Genomic DNA, 17,190 nt, shown 5'->3' on the forward strand with positions numbered 1-17,190 from the left:
CGCTCGTGCCCGTTGTCCCGTGCCTGGTGTTCGCGCCCGAACCATCCGTCGATGTGCTTTTTCGAGAACGGGGTTTGCGGCCGTAATCGAATTGGTCCGTGCTGCGGGCGCGCTGCGGTGCGGACGAGTCGGCGAAAAGTTATAGGCCTGTCCTGTGACAGGTTCTTTTCAGTGATAACGTGGATTTAACCAACGAAAACGCCACAAAAACGTCATGTGAAAAATGAAACGTTGCGGTCATAGAAAATGACCAAAGTGGAATGTCCGCGCAGGTTCCGGGGGCGGCGCGGATGAAATCGGGATCGAATGTCCCGCGGCGATCCGTGCTTCGACGACCGTCGATCCGGAATATGGCGGCGGCGTCAAACGCGACGCTTTGCGCGCGCTCATGCGAGATCGCATCGACGGAATCGCAATGACATACGACCGCAACGAAGAACACGCGCCCCGGCGCTTCGACGAACACGCAGGGTCCGGGAACATGACCGAAACCAGCCAACTCACCGCCGAACTGGAGCAGTGGATACTCGACCAGGTCCGCGCCGGACAGCCGCCGGAAGCGGTGCTGGAACCGCTACTGGAAAGCGGCTGGGAACAGCAGGCGGCGATCGACGCGATCGAGACCGCCACCCGCGGCTTCCTCGAAGCCCACGCGCGCGAGAATGGCCTGCCCGCGCCGAGCCGGGTGCCGGCGCCGATCGGACTCAACGGGCCTTCGGTCGTCGATGCCGGCGATCGCGAAGTGCAGGTGCTGGCCAGCGTGCGCCATCCGCGGGTGATCGTGTTCGGCGGCCTGCTGTCGGACGAGGAGTGCGAGCGGATGGTGGCGTTCGCCCGTTCGCGGCTGTCGCGTTCGGCGACCGTCGATCTGGAGACCGGCGGCGACATCGTCCACGAGGGACGCACCAGCCAGGGCATGAGCTTCGAGCGCGGCGCCGACGCGTTGTGCCGGAGGATCGAGGCGCGCATCGCCAGACTGCTGGACTGGCCGGTGGATCGCGGCGAAGGCCTGCAGGTACTGCGCTACGGGCCCGGCGCCGAGTACAAACCGCACTACGACTACTTCGATCCCGACCGTCCGGGCACGGCGAAGATCCTGCAACGCGGCGGGCAGCGGGTCGCATCGCTGGTGATGTATCTCAATACACCGCGCGGCGGCGGCGCCACGACCTTTCCCGAGGTCGGTTTCGAGGCGGCCGCGGTCAAGGGCAACGCGGTCTTCTTCAGCTACGACCGTCCGCATCCGATGACCCTCAGTCTGCACGGCGGCGCGCCGGTCACCGCCGGCGAGAAATGGGTCGCCACGAAATGGTTGCGCGAGCGCGCGCACGACTGATGTCGCCCGGGTGACAGTGGTGCGGCGGCGATGCGACGCGCGTCGATGCGATCCGGCCGCGGGTGTCGCGTCCGGATGACGGTTCGTGAGGGGGGGCGGACGCGGTGGAGCGGTCCGCCTTCAGTGTTCCGGCGCGCCCTCGGTCTTGTCGGGATAGCGGCAGATGTCGCGGATCGCGCACTGCGGGCAGTCGGGCTTGCGGGCCTTGCAGACATAGCGCCCGTGCAGGATCAGCCAGTGGTGCGCGTCCTGCAGATACGCGGCCGGCACCACCTGCAACAGGGCGTCCTCGACCGCGCGCACGGTCTTGCCCGGGGCCAGGCCGGTACGGTTGGAGACCCGGAAGATGTGCGTGTCCACCGCCATCGTCGGTTCGCCGAACGCGGTGTTGAGCACCACGTTCGCGGTCTTGCGGCCGACCCCGGGCAGGGCCTCGAGCGCGGCGCGCTCGCGCGGCACCTCGCCGTCGTGGTGCTCGATCAGTTGCTGTGCCATCGCCACCACGTTGGCGGCCTTGGTGTTGTAGAGACCGATGGTCGAGATATAGGGCTTCAGCCCGTCCACGCCCAGTGCGGCGATCGCCTGTGGCGTGTTGGCGACCGGAAACAATCGCCGGGTCGCCTTGTTGACCCCGACATCGGTGGCCTGTGCCGAAAGCGTCACCGCGACCAGCAGTTCATAGGGCGAGCCGAACTCCAGCTCGGTGGTCGGCTTCGGATTCAGCCACTTCAAGCGCTCGAACAGTTCGACCACCTCGTCGGGCTTGAGCCTGGACGGGCGCCGCGCGCGTTTCTTGCGCGCCGGGGCCTTGGCGGTCGCGCGGGGCTTGCCCGGCGCCGGTCCGCGCGACGAAGCCGCCATCAACGCTGGCGTCCGGCGGCGCGTGCCTTGGCCCGCGCCAGCGCCGCCGCCGCCGCGTCGGGCAGGGCCGGGCGCAGGTGGTCGCCGCCGTCGGGATTGACCGCGGTCGCTTCCTGCGTGGTCGCGCGGGCGGCCTCGCGCTCATCGGCCAGGCGCTGCAGACGGGCCATTCGCTCGCGATAGCGGTCGCGGGCGTCGTGAGCGTGCTTGAGCGCGGCCCGGGCCTGGACCAGGGGCAGGTGGCAGGTGGGCTTGCAGCAGGGGCAGGGTTCTGCCGCCATCAGGCCGAGATCGATCGCGCGATCGACGTCGTCGGCGGCCAGCGCGTCCAGCATCGCGTGCTGTTTCGCGCCACTGGCGTCCTTGCAGCCGCACAGGCGGCAGGGCCCGCTCATGAGCCCTTGAACGCCGGCTTGCGGCGCTCCAGGAAGGCGGTGGTGCCCTCACGCATGTCGTCGGTGGAGAACATCAGGCCGAACTGCGCGGTCTCGTACTCCAGCCCTTCCTCGATGCCGCACTCGCCGCCGACGTTGACGCAGTCGATGACGCCGCGCAGCGCCAGGGGTGCCGCCCCGGCCAGCTGGGTCGCCAGCTTCAGCGTTTCGGCCTCCAGTTCGGCCGCCGCGACCACCCGGTTGACGATGCCCAGGGCCGCCGCCCGGGTCGCATCGATCGGGGCGCCGACCATGCACAGCTCCAGGGTCGCGGCGCGACCGGCCAGCCGCAGCAGGCGCTGGGTACCGCCGAATCCGGGAATCAGGCCGAGATTGATCTCCGGCTGCCCGACCTTGGCGGTGTCGGCGGCGATGCGCAGATGGCAGCACATCGCCAGCTCCAGGCCACCGCCGAGCGCGAAGCCGTTGATCATCGCGATCACCGGCTTGGGCATCTTCTCGACCCGGCGCATCATCCGTTGCCCGCGCAGGGAGAAGTCGCGCCCCTGGACCGGGCTCAGGGTGTTCATCTCGGCGATGTCGGCACCGGCGACGAAAGCCTTGGGGCCGGCGCCGGTCAGGATCACCGCGCGGACTCCGTCGTCGCCGGCGGCCTCGGCGAAGGCCGCGTCCAGCGCGTCCAGGGTCGCGGCATTGAGCGCGTTCAGCTTGTCCGGTCGGTTGACGGTGATCACGAGGACGTCGCCCTCGCGGCGGCTCAGCAATGGGGAGTCGGACATATGGACAGGTGTCTCGTATGGATGTGGAGTGGGTGGCGGACGCCAGTGCTCCGATCCTCGCCGAAGCGGCCCGGGTACGCGATCCGGGCAATATTCCGGATTCGGCCGGGAACTTGATCGGCCTTGTCTGGTCACAGCCGATGGCGTCAGTGGCGGTTAAGCCGTTGCGCCGGTATCCTAGCGCGTCCGAACGGGCCCTGTGCGGCCTCGAGGGCCCCATGACCGGTACTTGAGCGGTCGTCATGCGAATTGCGACGACCCGCCCGGTTCCGTGCCACACACCGGAGGTTTTACCGAATGAAGTTGCGTTTTCTCGCGGTCGCGACGACCGCCCTGGTCCTGGCCACTGGTGTTCTGGCCGCCGGCAGCGTCGCCGCCCAGGACATGTCTTCCGAGAAGGGCAAGCTGAGCTACGCGCTGGGCTACGACCTGGGCCGCAATGCGATCGAGAGCGGTGAAGCCGTCGACCTGAACACCATCATCAAGGGTCTGCAGGACGGCTACGCGAAGCAGCAGCCGGCCGTCGCGGTCGAAGAGCTGCGCACCGCGGTCCAGAACATGCAGAAGCGCCAGGCCGAGAAGGCCAAGGCCGACTGGGACCGCGCCGCCGCGACCAACAAGTCCAAGAGCGACACCTTCCTCGCCCAGAATCGCGCCAAGCCGGGCGTTCAGGCGCTGGCCGGCGGTATCCAGTACCGCGTGATCGAGGCCGGCAACGGCGGCAAGCCCACCCAGGGCAGCACCGTCGCGTTGCAGGTCGCCGGTCCGTTCGCCTGGGGCGAGCGTCCGCAGCCGGCGCGCGCCGCGCAGGACATCCCGGAGATCAAGGTCAGCGAGATCGAGATGCCGGCGATGCGCGAGGTCCTGCTGCAGATGCCGGCCGGCGCCAAGTGGGAAGTCACCCTGCCGCCGGAGAAGGCCTACGGCGCCGATCCGCGCACGCCGTTCCCGCCGAACGTCGCCGTGCAGTTCGAGATCAAGCTGGTCAGCGTCAAGTAATACCGCAGGCGGCCGCTCGAAGCGGCCGCCTTCTTTTTCCGGGGCCCGTGCGGGAGCCGGCCGGCGGATCGCGCCGGCACAGCGCTGTGCCGCATTCCGGCCTCGTCGGTGCCGGCAACCGGTTCGCGGGCCGCGAATTGCGCAGTGCTTCCCGGCAGCGGGCCCGGTGCGGCGAGACAATGCGCCGTGCCGCTGCCGTCCAGGTCCGAGCAACACCGAGATGAACTACCCCTTCCGCGCCGTACTCAGCCCCTGCATCGGCGTCTGCAGCCTCGATGAGAACGGTTACTGCGAAGGCTGCCACCGGACTTCCGCCGAGATCGCACGCTGGTCGCAGATGAACGATGACGAACGGCTGAGGATGATGGAAACCGTGCTGCCCGAGCGGGAATCGGGCCGCCGGTGAGCGGCGGCGCGCCCGGGCCCTGGCCCGTCGACTGGCCGGAGCTGGCCTGTGCGCTGCATCCGTTGGCCGATCCGCCGCTCGGGCCCGGCTGGAACGCCGACGAGATCCGCGACCTGCTGGAGCCGGGCGCGCGACCGGCCGAGGCCGCGGTCCTGGTCGGGCTGGTGCCGCGCGGCGAGAGCACCGGTGTGCTGCTGACCCGGCGCAATGCAGGCCTGCGCCAGCACGGCGGCCAGGTCAGTTTTCCTGGTGGCCGGATCGAGCCCGACGACGTCGACGTCGTCGCAGCGGCGCTGCGCGAGGCGCACGAGGAGGTCGGCCTGGAGCGCGCCGCGGTACGTCCACTGGGCTTCCTCGATCCACTGTCGACGATCACCGGTTTCCGGGTCACCCCGCTGGTGGCCAGCGTGTCCGGCGACTTCGTGCCGCGTCCCGATCCCTCGGAGGTCGAGGAGGTGTTCGAGGTGCCGCTGGAATACCTGATGGACCCGGGCAATCTGACCCGTCGGATCCTGCGTTATCGTGGCCGCAGTCGCGAGGTGCTGGAATTCCGCTACCCCGCGCAGCGCATCTGGGGCGCGACCGCCTCGATGCTGTTCAATCTGCGCGAGCGCCTCGCGCAGGCACGCTTGCGAGGTCGATGACGATGCAGACGCCCGCCCTGACCGCAGCCTGGAACGCCTGGATCGACGCCGAACGGCTGGCCCGCGCGCTGGGCGACGACGACCTGGTGGTGATCGATGCCCGCTTCGAGCTGGCCGACCCGGAGGCCGGCGAGGCGGGCTGGCGCCAGGCCCGGATTCCGGGGGCGCGTTATGCGCACCTGGATCGCGACCTGTCCGCGCCGGCGGAGTCGGGCGCCGAAGCCGCGCTGCATGGGCAGGGCCGTCATCCGTGGCCGCGTGCGGCGGAATTCGCCGTGCGTCTGCGGGCCTGGGGAGTGACGCCGGCGCACCGGGTCGCGGTCTACGATGCGGCCGGCGGCGCGCTGGCGGCGGCACGGCTGTGGTTCCTGCTGCGCGCGCTCGGACACGAGAAGGTCGCGGTGCTCGATGGCGGCTGGCAACACTGGTTGGCCCAGGGGCTGCCGATCGATCGCGAACCGCCGGCGCCGACGGCGAGCGCGGCGGCACCGTATCCGGGCGACTTCGACGCGGGTCTGTTGCTCGACGCGCCGCAGGTGCAGGCGCACCTGCGCGCCGGCGGCTTGCTGGTCGACGTGCGCGCGCCGGAACGCTTCCGTGGCGATGTCGAGCCGATCGACCGGGTCGGTGGCCATGTCCCCGGTGCGGTCAACCGGCCGTTCGCCGACAACCTGCGCGATGGGCTGTCCAAACCGCCGGCAGAGCTGGCGGCCGAATTCGAGGGCCTGCTCGATGGCCGCGCGCCGCGGGAGCTGGTCGCGATGTGCGGCTCCGGCGTCAGCGCCTGCCATCACCTGCTGGCGATGGCGCACGCCGGACTGCCGGGCGCGCGCCTGTTCACCGGATCCTGGAGCGGTTGGATCGAGGCCCCGTCGCGCCCGATCGCCATCGGCGCCTGAGCCTTGGCGCCAGGCACCCCGCAGGAGCGGCGCAGGCCGACGGGGCCTTCGTGGGAACACCCGGTCCCGGCCGGTGCCGCTCCCGTCCGACCGACCGGCGGTTACTTGCGCAGGCTGGCGACCAGCGCGTTGAGCGCGCGCTGGGTGCCGGCGTCGTACCAGGCGTCGATGAAGCGGTCGAGCTGGATCAGCTCCGGTTGCATCGCCGCGACCATGTCGGCGCGCGCGATCGCCCGCGTCTGCAGCATCGCCTCCGTGGGCAGCGCGAGCAGTTGTTCGAGCCAACTGCGCGCGCGCTGGGCGACCTCGTCGATACCGACCAGCTCGTCGACCAGGCCGAACGCCAGCGCCTGTTCGGATTCGATCATCTCGCCGGCGACCAGCAGGCGCTCGGCGCGGTACGGACCGACCACCCGCCGCATCAGCCGCTGGATGCCTTCCGGCGCGACCAGGCCGACCCGGGTCTCGTTGAGGCCGATCCGGTACGGGCCCGAGGCCATCACCCGGTAATCGCAGCACAGCGCCAGCACGCAGCCGCCGGCCGGCGCGTGTCCGGCGATCGCCGCGACCACCGGCACCGGGCACTCGACCAGGGCGCGGGCGGCGCCGAAGAACGCTTCCCAGGCCGCCTTCAGCGCGGCCTTGTCCTCGCCCAGCGAGAGCAGGTGCGGCACGTCCAGGCCGGCGGAGAACACCTTGGGGCCGCCGCTGAGGACGATGCCACGCGCCTGCGAGGCGACCGCGGCGGCGATCGCGCCATGCAGGGCGCCGCACAGGGCCGGATTCAGGGCATTGACCGGCGCGCGCGCCAGTTGCAGTTCGACGATGTCGCCGTGGCGACGGCTTTCGACCAGATCGTGCGCGCTCACAGGCGGATGCCCTCCGGCCACTGGTAACGGACGGTATAGGTGAGCGTGGTCTCGCCCTTGGCCGGCACCGGCACCTCGAACTCGGCCGACTGCGCGTCCTTGTCCGCGACCGGTACACTGGAAGCGACGATTTCCCAGTCGCTCCAGCGCATCATCGATTCGATCGCGCGGATCGTCACCGCGTCGTCGCCGGCATTGCCGAGGACCAGCTCGAACGACTCGGTGATGCGGCGGCCGTTGCGGTCGACCTCCAGCGAGGTCGCCTTGCGCTCGGCGCTGAGGTCGAACGCGGTGCCGACCCGCAGGCGTACCTCGCGTCCCTCGGGCGAATGTCCGAGCGCGGATTCGCCTAGGAAGTCGTCGCCGTCGAACACGCGCATCCGGCCGGCCGGCAGCGGCTGGCCGAGACCGGCGTCGCTGCTGTTGTCGAACGATACGGTGGCGGTGACCGGCAGCTCGCCGCTGCGCCCGCCGTAGCCGGGAGACAGCTGCGGCGACGGCGGAACCCAACCGGGCGCGTCGTCGCCGACCACGTAGGTGCGCTCGCATGCGACCGCGGCGCGCGGCGCGAACAGCGGCAGCCGCTCGACCGCGCCGTTGCCGATCCGGCTCGCCGACGGCAGCTCGTAGGCGTGGTACTCGCCGGAACGGCGCGGTGCCGGCGGCGCGGCCGATATCTCCGCCATGTCGGCCTGCGGGGCCATGCGGTAGCGGTTGGCCCCGCCGCCGGCATTGCCGGTGCGGGCCGGTTCGCCGGCGACCAGGGTCAGGCGCGCGCTGTCGAAGGCCACGCCGGAGCGGTTGACCACCAGGGCGGCGCCGTCCAGGGCCAGGCGGCAGTCGTCGCCGGGAGAAATCGTCGCCCGGTACTCGGCGCGCCAGGCCATGCCGCCCATCGGATAGCTCAGTGCGAACGCGGTCTCGCCGGCCTTCTCGGCCTCGACCGCCCAGTGCAGGGCGGCCTCGCGCGGCAGGGTGTCGTTGCCGGCGATGATGCTGAAGTTGTCGTAGTCGCGGATCACCTTCACCCTGCCGTCGGCGAGCCCCAGGCTGAGGCCATCGCCGACCGCGAGCAGGATGCCGCTGTCGGTCTGCTTGGCACCGCCGGAGGTGTGCTCGACGGTGATCCGCTGGCCGATCGCCCGGGTCAGCACGTCGCCGGTGCCCGACAGCGGCGCGACATAGCGCTGCCCGCCCACGCTCACGCCGTCGCTTTCGGGACGCAGCACCGCGGCTTCCACGTCCATCGCCGGCGGTATCCGGGTCGCGCTGATGTCGTTGCCGCCGACGCTCAGGTTGTAGCGCAGGGTGCGCTCGACCAGGGCGTAGCCGGGCATGCCGGGACCGCTGGGAACGCCGCTGCGCAAGGCCTCGTAGTCGCCGCTGTAGACGGTGAGGCGGGTGCCCTGGGCGGCCTCGGATTCGTCGGGGCGGCCGTTGTCGGCGCCGCGTGCGTCGGCATCGGCCGAAGGCCGGGGCGCGGTGTCCTGCGCCGGACCGGAAGGCGAACAGGCGGCCAGCAGGCAGGCGGCGGCCAGCAGTGACAGGGGGTGACGCATCGCGGACTCCGTTCTCGACCTGCCGATATCATAGGCCGATGCGGCACCGTCGTGCCGCCATCGTGCCGGCGCGCTTCAGGGCCGGCGCCGGATCCAGGGCGAAATCCGGGGCAGGACTCAGGGAGAGCAGGCCTCGCGGACCGCCTCCGGCAGCGGCGCGGCCTGTCCGGTCTCGCGATCGATCCAGACCATCACCACGTAGCCGTCGCAGTAGAGCGTGTCGCGATCGGCGGCGGCGGCGATGCGGTGGCCGATGCTCACGCTGGTGTTGCCCAGGCGTTCGACGAACAGCTCGATCGCGATCTCGGCCGGCCACTCGATCGGACGCTTGTAGTTCAGATGGGCGGCGGCGACGACCGGCGCGACATCGTCGTCCAGGCCCTGGCCGGGTACGCCGAGCATCCAGCGCAGGCGGGCCTCTTCCAGGTAGCTGAGGTACTTGGAATTGTTGACGTGGTTGAACGCGTCCAGATCGCGCCAGCGCACGGTCATCGGCGTGTTCAGCAACAGCGTTTCGGCGGGGCTGTCCGCAGGCGTCGGCGTGGCGGCTGGTGCCGCCGGTGCCGGGTCGGCGGCCGGAGCCGCCGTGCCGACGCCATCGCCGCCGTCCGCGGCCTGGGCCGGTGCTGGTGCCGGTGCGGTCTTCTTCTTCGCCGGGCGTTTCTTCGCCGCGGTCGTGCGCTTGCGCGCGGCGGTCTTGCGCGGCTTGCGGGCGCTGTCGCCGGCCTCGGGCGAGGCGGCGCTTCCGGTGTCGGCGTCGCTGGCGGCGCCTGCCTTGTTCTGGGTGCTCATGCGTTGGCTTTCTTGCTCTTCTTGGCGGCGGTCTTGCGCGGCGCGGTCTTGCGTGCCCCCGCCTTTCCGCCCTTGGAACTGGCCGCGGGCTTGCCCAGCAGCGGGGCGAGGAAGCGGCCGGTATGCGAATGCTCCAGCGCCGCGATGTCCTCGGGCGTGCCGGTGGCGAGTATGGTGCCGCCGCGATGGCCGCCCTCGGGGCCGAGGTCGACGATCCAGTCGGCGGTCTTGATCACGTCGAGGTTGTGCTCGATCACCACCACCGTGTTGCCGTCGTCGCGCAGGCGGTGCAGCACGCTCAGCAGGTGCTCGATGTCGTGGAAATGCAGGCCGGTGGTCGGTTCGTCGAGGATGTAGAGGGTGCGCCCGGTATCGCGCCGCGACAGTTCCTTAGACAGCTTCACGCGCTGGGCTTCGCCGCCGGACAGGGTGGTCGCGCTCTGGCCGAGCTTGATGTAGCTCAGGCCGACGTCGACCAGGGTCTCGAGCTTGCGCGCGATCGCCGGGATGTTCTCGAACAGCCCCAGCGCGTCCTCGACGGTCATCTCCAGCACGTCGTGGATCGAGTAGCCCTTGTAGAGGATCTCCAGCGTCTCGCGGTTGTAGCGCTTGCCGCCGCAGACGTCGCAGGGCACGTACACGTCGGGCAGGAAGTGCATCTCGACCTTGATCAGGCCGTCGCCCTGGCAGGCCTCGCAGCGGCCGCCGCGGACGTTGAAGCTGAAGCGTCCGGCCGCGTAGCCGCGCGCCCGCGACTCCGGCACCTGCGCGAACAGTTCGCGCAGCGGGGTGAACAGGCCGGTGTAGGTGGCCGGATTGGAGCGCGGGGTGCGGCCGATCGGCGACTGGTCGATGTCGACGACCTTGTCGAACAGGTCGATGTTGTCGACCGAGGCGTACGGCGCGGCGGTCTGCGAGGCGCCGTTGAGCTCGTTGGCGGCGATCACGTACAGGGTGTCGTTGATCAGGGTCGACTTGCCGGAGCCGGACACGCCGGTGACGCAGGTCAGCAGCCCGGCCGGGATGTCCAGATCGACGTTCTTGAGGTTGTTGCCGCGCGCGCCGCGCAGGTGCAGGGTCGCCTTGGGATTGGGTCTGGTGCGCTTGCTCGGCACTTCGATCCGCTTGCGTCCGCTCAGGTACTGGCCGGTCAGCGAACGTGGCGCCTTGAGCACGTCATCGAGTTGTCCCTGGGCGACCACTTCGCCGCCATGCACGCCGGCGCCGGGACCGATGTCGACGACATGGTCGGCCAGGCGGATCGCGTCTTCGTCGTGCTCGACCACGATCACCGTGTTGCCGAGGTCGCGCAGTCGGGTCAGGGTGCCGAGCAGGCGCTCGTTGTCGCGCTGGTGCAGGCCGATGGAGGGTTCGTCGAGCACGTACATCACCCCGACCAGGCCGGCGCCGATCTGGCTGGCCAGGCGGATGCGCTGGGCCTCGCCGCCGGACAGCGAGTCGGCCTTGCGCTCCAGGGTCAGATAGTCGAGGCCGACATCGACCAGGAAGCGCAGGCGGTCGGCGATCTCCTTGACGATCTTGACCGCGATCTCGCCTCGCCAGCCCGGCAGGCGCATCGCCTGGAAGAAGGCCAGCGCCTCGTCGACCGGCATCACCACGATGTCCGGCAGTGGCCGTTCGTCGACGAACACGTTGCGGGCGGCGCGGTTGAGGCGGGCGCCACCGCACTCGGGGCAGGGGCGCTCGCTGATGTACTTGGACAGCTCCTCGCGCACCGCCGCCGACTCGGTCTCGCGGTAGCGGCGCTCGAGGTTGGGAATGATGCCCTCGAAGCGGTGCTTGCGCTGGTTGCGGCTGCCGCCGTCGGTCAGGTAGGTGAAGGTGATCTGTTCCTCGCCGCTGCCGTACAGCACCGCCTGGCGCACGTCCTCGGACAGGGCCTGCCACGGCGTGTCGACGTCGAAGTCGTAGTGCCGCGCCAGCGACTGGATCATCTGGAAGTAGTAGGCGTTGCGGCGGTCCCAGCCGCGCACCGCGCCGGCGGACAGCGCCAGTTCGGGGTGCACCACCACCCGCCCCGGGTCGAAGAACTGCGCCACGCCGAGGCCGTCGCAGTGCTGGCAGGCGCCGACCGGCGAGTTGAACGAGAACAGCCGCGGCTCCAGCTCGGGCAGCGCGTAGTCGCAGACCGGGCAGCTGTAGCGCGAGGAGAACAGCAGCGGTTCTGCGTCGGCCTGGTCCAGCGACATCACCGAGGCCATGCCGTCGCCGAGCTTGAGCGCGGTCTCGAACGACTCGGCCAGGCGCTGCTTCATGTCCTCGCGCGGACGGAAGCGGTCGACCACCGCCTCGATGGTGTGCTTCTGCCGCAGCGCCAGGGTCGGCACCGCGTCGATCTCGTGGACCTCGCCGTCGACGCGCACGCGCACGTAGCCCTGCGCGCGCAGCTGTTCGAACACCTGGGCGTGCTCGCCCTTGCGCTCGCGGATCACCGGAGCCAGCAGCATGTAGCGTTGCTCGGCGGTGTCGGGCCTGGCGGACAGCGCGATCACCTGGTCGACCATCTGGCTGACGGTCTGCGCCTCCAGCGGGTAGTGGTGGTCGGGGCAGCGCGGGGTGCCGACGCGCGCGTACAGCAGGCGCAGGTAGTCGTAGATCTCGGTGATCGTGCCGACGGTCGAGCGCGGGTTGTGCGAGGTCGACTTCTGTTCGATCGAGATCGCCGGCGACAGGCCCTCGATATGGTCGACGTCGGGCTTCTCCATCACCGACAGGAACTGCCGCGCATAGGCCGACAGCGACTCGACGTAGCGGCGCTGGCCCTCGGCGTAGACGGTGTCGAACGCGAGCGAGGACTTGCCCGAACCCGACAGGCCGGTGATCACGATCAGCTTGTCGCGCGGCAGGTCGAGATCGATGTTCTTGAGATTGTGCGTCCGCGCGCCGCGGATGCGGATGGTGTCCATGTGGGGTGGGGGCCCTGCGCTGGTCGTGGGGGGCTCGCCGCCGTACTACGGGGGCGGCTCGCGGCGGTAAGCCGACGAGCGTATCGGTTGCCCGATATGGGGGCAAATACCGGCCACGCCAGAGCGGGCCGGCTGCTGCCAGCACGGTGTCAGCAGGGAAGCGGCCGCGGCCGACCGGCGCACGGCCGGTGTCGCGGCGCCGGAGTGCTCAGTTCAGCACCCTGAATGTCACCTGGTCCGCCTGCGTGCCGGTCGCGGCACCGCCATCGCTGGCGAGGGTCTCGATCATGCCCGGGTTGACGCCATTGACGATCAGCTGGACCTTCACCGCCTCGGCGCGCCGGCGCGACAGCAATGCGTCGGCGTCGGGGTCGCCGCTGGCCGCGGCGTGGCCGGCGATCTCGACCCGGCGGTCGGCCGGCATCGACGCCAGCGTCTGGCCGGCCTGGGCGATCACCGCGAGGCTGGCCGGGGCGATCTTGGCGCTGCCCTGTTCGAAGCCGATCGCCATCTTGTTCAGCGCCGATTCGACGCCGTGGGCCGGCGATTGCGGGTGCAGGGCCGCCAGCGCGGCAATGGCGGGGTCGGCGTCGCCGTCCTGGCCGGCGAACAGGCCGCTCAGCCTCAGGCCGGGAAAGTGGGTGCGGGCCAGGGTTTCGAGCCGGCCGCGCTGATCGGCGGAAACCTGGCCGGAAAGCTCGATCGTGTCGGCCCGGAAGCTGATCGCCGCGCCAGGCGCCTTGAACCCGGCCAGGAACGGCGCCAGGCCGTGCAGCCAGGGCGCCGGACGGGCGTTGCCATCGACGGTGACCCCGCCGCTGACCCGGTCGGAGGCATAGGCGGCGCCGATCGCCTCAGTGATGGTCTTGCGCGCGGCGTCGCTGTCGACGGTGCCGTCGAAGCGCAGCATGCCGTTGTTGTCGACGATGCTCAGGCGACTGTCGAAGGCGGCTTCGGCGGGCGCGGCGGCGGACACCGCGTCGCTCATCGGGTCATCCTGCGCGTTGGCGACGGGGGCGGCTTCGCGGCTGCAGCCGCTGGCCAGCGCCAGCGCCAGCGGGACCAGCGCCAGCCATCGCGCCGGTCGCCGGTGGAATGGGGAGGGGGTGCCGGGGAGAGAAAAGCGGGACGTGCTTGCGGACATTCGCGGTTTCCGTGTCGGTGGCGGTGGAAGGCGGCCGCGGGGGAGCGGCCGCCGGGATCGGGAGCCCCGGACGGGGCCCCCGATGCATGTGCCGCGAACGGCTTACTGCTTCGACCTGCGCTTCTGCGAGGCGTAGTCGATCGACACCGGGTCGGAGCATTCCTGGGTGCCGTTGTTGCAGACCTTGTAGCTCATCGTGCCGCTGCCGATGATCCGGAAGGTGTCCGTGGTGCTGAGCCTGCGATTGCGCACGGTCTTCAGGATCGCGCCGTTGCGGTAGATGTCCACGTACTTGGCGCCGTGGGTCCACTGCAGGTGCACGCGGGTGCGGTGGTTGTTGAGCTGGGCGGCCTCGGCCTCCAGCGCACGCGGCCAGCCGGCATCGACGAAGCTGGGGTACAGCGAGATGCCGGCGGCATTGCTGAAGCCCTTGATCGTCACGTACCAGGTGCCGCCTTCCGGCGCCGGGAAGAAGCAGGTCTCGTTGTTGCCGGCCGAGAACGGGCGGCAGTCGTAGGCCGTATCGGTCGGCTCGTCGCCGTGACGCACGTAGATGTCGGCATCGCCGGTGCCGCCGTACATCGCGAACAGCAGGTTGGAAGCGCCGTTGGGCACCTGCAGCTCGTAACGCACGGTGCCGTCGGCCTCGACCTCGATGTCGGTCACGGTGACGCCGTTCTCCAGCGGGGTGGCCGGCGGCGGCGGCGGCGGCGGCGGCGGAGCGTCGGGCAGCGGCTCGGCGCCGGAAGCGACCGAGACCGCGTACTGGGCGTCGATCACGCCCGAACCGCAGCTCTTGCTGTAGCTGCAGCCGACCGGGAAGCCGGTGGCGGCATAGGCGGTGTTGACCAGGATCTCCTCGATCTCGGCCGGGGTCTTGGGCATCGGTGCCGCCGCCTGCATCAGCGCGACGGTGCCGGCCACGTGCGGTGCCGCCATCGAGGTGCCGGCATACCAGGCGTAGACGTCGTCCTCCTGGGTGGTCGCACCGCTGTTGAGGGTCGACAGGATGTTGTCCTCGGCCGGCGTGGCGCCGGTGCCGCCCGGCGCGGCGACGTCGACGGTGTCGCCGAAGTTCGAGTAGCCGCTGGCGAACTGGTAGTCCGGGCCGGTGGCCGCCACCGCGATCACGTTGTCGCAGTTGGCCGGGGTGAAGCCCGACGCGTCGGAGCTGCTGTTGCCGGCCGCGACGACCACGGACGTGCCGCGGCCGACCGCGCCGTCGATCGCGCTCTGCATCGCCGCCGAACAGGCGCCGCCGCCGCCGAGGCTGAGGTTGATGACCTCGGCCGGAGTGGCGTTGTCGGGCACGCCGGAAACGGTGCCGCCGGAAGCCCAGGTGATCGCGTCGGCGATGTCGGAGATGTAGCCGCCGCACTTGCCGAGCACGCGCACCGGCTGCACCTTGGCACCGTGGGCGACGCCGGCCACGCCGATGCCGTTGTCGGTGGCCGCGGCGATGGTGCCGGCGACGTGGGTGCCGTGCCAGCTGCTGTCCTCGGGAATGCCGAAGATGTTGCACTCGCCGCTGTGCCAGTCGCCCGGATCGTTCGGGTCGGCGTCGCGGCCGTCGCCGTCGACGGCGGTGTCGAGGTCGTCGATGAAGTCGTAGCCGGCGACGTAGCTGCCGGCCAGGTCGACGTGGGGGGTGCTGCCGGTGTCCAGAACCGCGACCACCACGCCGTCGCCGGTGCTCAGGTCCCAGGCGCCCTCGGCGTTGATGCCGCCGTTGCCGGACTGGTAGTGCCACTGCTGGGGGTAGGCGGGGTCGTTGGGCACGAACTGGCGGGTCAGCTTGCGGTCGGGCTCGACCGTCAGCACGTTCGGGTCCTTCATCAGCGCGATCATCAGCGCCTTGCTGGCCGCACGGTCGAGCTTGCGATCGGTGCGGATCACCGCGTCCCCGGTCGCCAGCGTGCGCAGCGGCTCGATGCCGATGCCGGCGTCACGGGCGGCGGTGGCCAACCCCTGGACGCGGGATGCGGCGGTGGTGGATGCCCGCAGGGTCGGATCCTGGCGATAGGTGACGATGAAACGGTCCACCGATTCGCTGGCCGCCCGGGCGGTCGCGGTGGCCGCCGCGGCCGAACTCGGCGGCTTGAAGCCATTCAACTTGCCGCCGGAATAGGCCGCGGGGGCGACCACGATGGCGGTGGCGATGGCAAGGGCGCTCCACCTCACGTTCCTGTTGCGAGTGGAGCCCGTCTTCTTCGATTTTGACATGGGAAACAGTCCTTCGATTGCAGTCCATCTTCCCGACGTATCCCCTTGGTCACGTCGGGTCCGGTCGCGCCCCTGCCGTCATGGCACGCAGGCGCAACTTCGTTCCGCGGACTCCGGCATGGTGGGCCGGGCCGCGGGTGCGGGGTGACGGGAGCAGTGGCGCCGCGCGCCGGTCGGCGCGGTGGCGGGGCAAGGGACGGCCGGGATCGACGAGCACGCGCGGGCGCGGCCGTGGCGTTCACGGACACGGGAGCAGACGCGGATCGGGTGGGGGAGAGCGTCCTGGCTCAATCGGGGTGCCTTGTTTGGGGCGTGCCGGCACCGGGCTGGCGCGGCATTCCTTGCCGGTTTCCGCGGTCCCTGTCGCCGCAGATGACTCGAACCTAAATGAAAATCGTTGTCGCTTACAAGGGGGGTGTGTCCGATTTTTGACAATCCATCCCGCTTTTTCGCGAGCCCATGCTTGGCGCCAGACTCGGCAAAGTCCTGGTTCGGGTCCGGCGTCGCGGCGCCCGTCCGGGGGCGTGTTTGCGTGGGCAACGGCGGGCGGTTACAATTCCGCTCCTGTCTGTCCGATCCGGACAACAGCGACCAAAATAACTACAGAGGAATCTGGTCATGTACGCAGTAGTAGTCACCGGCGGTAAGCAGTACCGCGTGATGCAGGGCGAGACCCTGCGCGTCGAGCTGCTCGAAGCCGAAGCCGGCAGCGAGATCAAGCTGGACAACGTCCTGATGCTGGGCGATGGCGAGGGCGTGAAGGTCGGCGACGAGGTCAAGGGCGCCACCGTCACCGCCAAGGTCGTCGGCCACGGCCGCGCCGACAAGGTGCGCATCGTGAAGTTCCGTCGCCGCAAGCACCACCGCAAGCAGATGGGCCACCGTCAGCATTACACCGAAATCGAAATCACCGGCATCGCCGGCAAGTAAGGAGAAGCAGTCATGGCACATAAAAAGGGCGTAGGCTCCACCCGCAACGGCCGCGACTCCAACCCGAAGTACCTGGGCGTCAAGATCTACGGCGGCCAGGCGATTGAGGCCGGCAACATCATCGTCCGTCAGCGCGGCACCCAGTTCCATCCGGGCAGCGGCGTTGGCCTGGGTCGCGACCACACGCTGTTCGCGCTGGTCGACGGCAAGGTCGAGTTCTCGACCAAGGGCCCGAAGAAGCGCCGTACCGTCAGCGTCGTCGCTGCCGAGTAAGCGCCGGCAGCCGGCGCCACGCGCCGATGCCACCAAGGCCCCGCTCCGGCGGGGCCTTTCGTTTACAGGCCGCGAAAATCGCGCGGCCGCTGTCGTGGCGCCGGCTAGAATCGCCGGGCGCCCCGCCAGGAATCACGTGCCCCCAACCGGTTCC

Annotated in this window: 15 protein-coding genes and 1 pseudogene; 6 read left to right on the forward strand and 10 right to left on the reverse strand. The window is 70.2% G+C overall.

All coding sequences use genetic code 11. From position 1 onward, the window contains the following. Positions 1-139: 139 nt before the first annotated feature. Entirely contained in the window at positions 140-466 is a 327-nt protein-coding gene (locus C9I47_RS17460; RefSeq protein ID WP_145985436.1) for a hypothetical protein, read from the reverse strand. Between the two features lie 15 nt (positions 467-481). Between C9I47_RS17460 and C9I47_RS06410 the strand changes: the two genes are divergently transcribed. Further along, a complete protein-coding gene (locus C9I47_RS06410; protein WP_111267998.1) occupies positions 482-1,336 on the forward strand; it encodes a 2OG-Fe(II) oxygenase in 855 nt (284 codons plus the stop codon). Positions 1,337-1,456: 120 nt separating this feature from the next. Here the strand turns inward: C9I47_RS06410 and nth are convergent, their stop codons facing one another. From nth to C9I47_RS06425, 3 genes are read right to left on the reverse strand one after another with little or no spacing between them, the layout of a single operon-like run. Then, positions 1,457-2,197: an endonuclease III gene (nth, locus tag C9I47_RS06415; RefSeq protein ID WP_111266014.1), complete on the reverse strand. Its 741-nt coding sequence runs from the start codon at positions 2,195-2,197 to the stop codon at positions 1,457-1,459. Continuing rightward, on the reverse strand, positions 2,197-2,592 hold the full coding sequence (locus C9I47_RS06420; RefSeq protein ID WP_223250307.1) for a hypothetical protein: 396 nt from the start codon (positions 2,590-2,592) through the stop codon (positions 2,197-2,199). Before C9I47_RS06420 ends, nth begins: the two co-directional genes overlap by 1 nt. Next, entirely contained in the window at positions 2,589-3,371 is a 783-nt protein-coding gene (locus tag C9I47_RS06425) for an enoyl-CoA hydratase/isomerase family protein (RefSeq protein WP_111266015.1), read from the reverse strand. The genes C9I47_RS06420 and C9I47_RS06425 overlap by 4 nt, the downstream gene beginning before the upstream one ends. A gap of 297 nt (positions 3,372-3,668) precedes the next feature. Here C9I47_RS06425 and C9I47_RS06430 point away from each other — a divergent pair, with 297 nt between their 5' ends. The 3 genes and pseudogenes from C9I47_RS06430 to C9I47_RS06440 all read left to right on the forward strand — a co-directional run bounded on the left by C9I47_RS06430 (position 3,669) and on the right by C9I47_RS06440 (position 6,319). Beyond that, entirely contained in the window at positions 3,669-4,370 is a 702-nt protein-coding gene (locus C9I47_RS06430) for an FKBP-type peptidyl-prolyl cis-trans isomerase N-terminal domain-containing protein (RefSeq protein WP_111266016.1), read from the forward strand. A 220-nt stretch (positions 4,371-4,590) separates the two neighbouring features. Continuing rightward, positions 4,591-5,420, forward strand: a pseudogene (locus C9I47_RS06435) (CoA pyrophosphatase). A 2-nt stretch (positions 5,421-5,422) separates the two neighbouring features. Further along, a complete protein-coding gene (locus C9I47_RS06440) occupies positions 5,423-6,319 on the forward strand; it encodes a sulfurtransferase (RefSeq protein ID WP_407067505.1) in 897 nt (298 codons plus the stop codon). Positions 6,320-6,420: 101 nt separating this feature from the next. On the opposite strand, the gene C9I47_RS17875 is transcribed toward C9I47_RS06440, so the two are convergent. From C9I47_RS17875 to C9I47_RS06465, 6 genes are all read right to left on the reverse strand, one after another. After that, the gene (locus C9I47_RS17875; protein ID WP_223250349.1) at positions 6,421-7,173 is read right to left on the reverse strand and encodes an enoyl-CoA hydratase/isomerase family protein; all 753 of its coding nucleotides are present in this window, start codon (positions 7,171-7,173) and stop codon (positions 6,421-6,423) included. 11 nt (positions 7,174-7,184) lie between these two features. Beyond that, the gene (locus tag C9I47_RS17880) at positions 7,185-8,747 is read right to left on the reverse strand and encodes a DUF4139 domain-containing protein (RefSeq protein WP_223250308.1); all 1,563 of its coding nucleotides are present in this window, start codon (positions 8,745-8,747) and stop codon (positions 7,185-7,187) included. Positions 8,748-8,864: 117 nt separating this feature from the next. Continuing rightward, the gene (locus C9I47_RS06450) at positions 8,865-9,239 is read right to left on the reverse strand and encodes an acyl-CoA thioesterase (protein WP_111268001.1); all 375 of its coding nucleotides are present in this window, start codon (positions 9,237-9,239) and stop codon (positions 8,865-8,867) included. 296 nt (positions 9,240-9,535) lie between these two features. Then, on the reverse strand, positions 9,536-12,466 hold the full coding sequence (gene uvrA / locus C9I47_RS06455) for an excinuclease ABC subunit UvrA (RefSeq protein WP_111266018.1): 2,931 nt from the start codon (positions 12,464-12,466) through the stop codon (positions 9,536-9,538). 208 nt (positions 12,467-12,674) lie between these two features. Continuing rightward, positions 12,675-13,610, reverse strand: a complete 936-nt coding sequence (locus C9I47_RS06460) for an OmpA family protein (protein WP_145985437.1) — start codon at positions 13,608-13,610, stop codon at positions 12,675-12,677. A 102-nt stretch (positions 13,611-13,712) separates the two neighbouring features. Beyond that, the gene (locus C9I47_RS06465) at positions 13,713-15,791 is read right to left on the reverse strand and encodes a S8 family peptidase (protein WP_223250309.1); all 2,079 of its coding nucleotides are present in this window, start codon (positions 15,789-15,791) and stop codon (positions 13,713-13,715) included. 660 nt (positions 15,792-16,451) lie between these two features. On the opposite strand from C9I47_RS06465, the gene rplU reads away from it, so the two are divergent. Together rplU and rpmA are read left to right on the forward strand one after the other, a co-directional pair. Beyond that, the gene (rplU, locus tag C9I47_RS06470; protein ID WP_111266021.1) at positions 16,452-16,763 is read left to right on the forward strand and encodes a 50S ribosomal protein L21; all 312 of its coding nucleotides are present in this window, start codon (positions 16,452-16,454) and stop codon (positions 16,761-16,763) included. A 12-nt stretch (positions 16,764-16,775) separates the two neighbouring features. After that, entirely contained in the window at positions 16,776-17,036 is a 261-nt protein-coding gene (gene rpmA, locus C9I47_RS06475; RefSeq protein ID WP_111266022.1) for a 50S ribosomal protein L27, read from the forward strand. The last annotated feature ends 154 nt before the right edge of the window (positions 17,037-17,190 follow it).

The organism is Marilutibacter maris (assembly GCF_003233695.1).
In the GTDB taxonomy this organism is placed as follows: Bacteria; Pseudomonadota; Gammaproteobacteria; order Xanthomonadales; family Xanthomonadaceae; genus Marilutibacter; species Marilutibacter maris.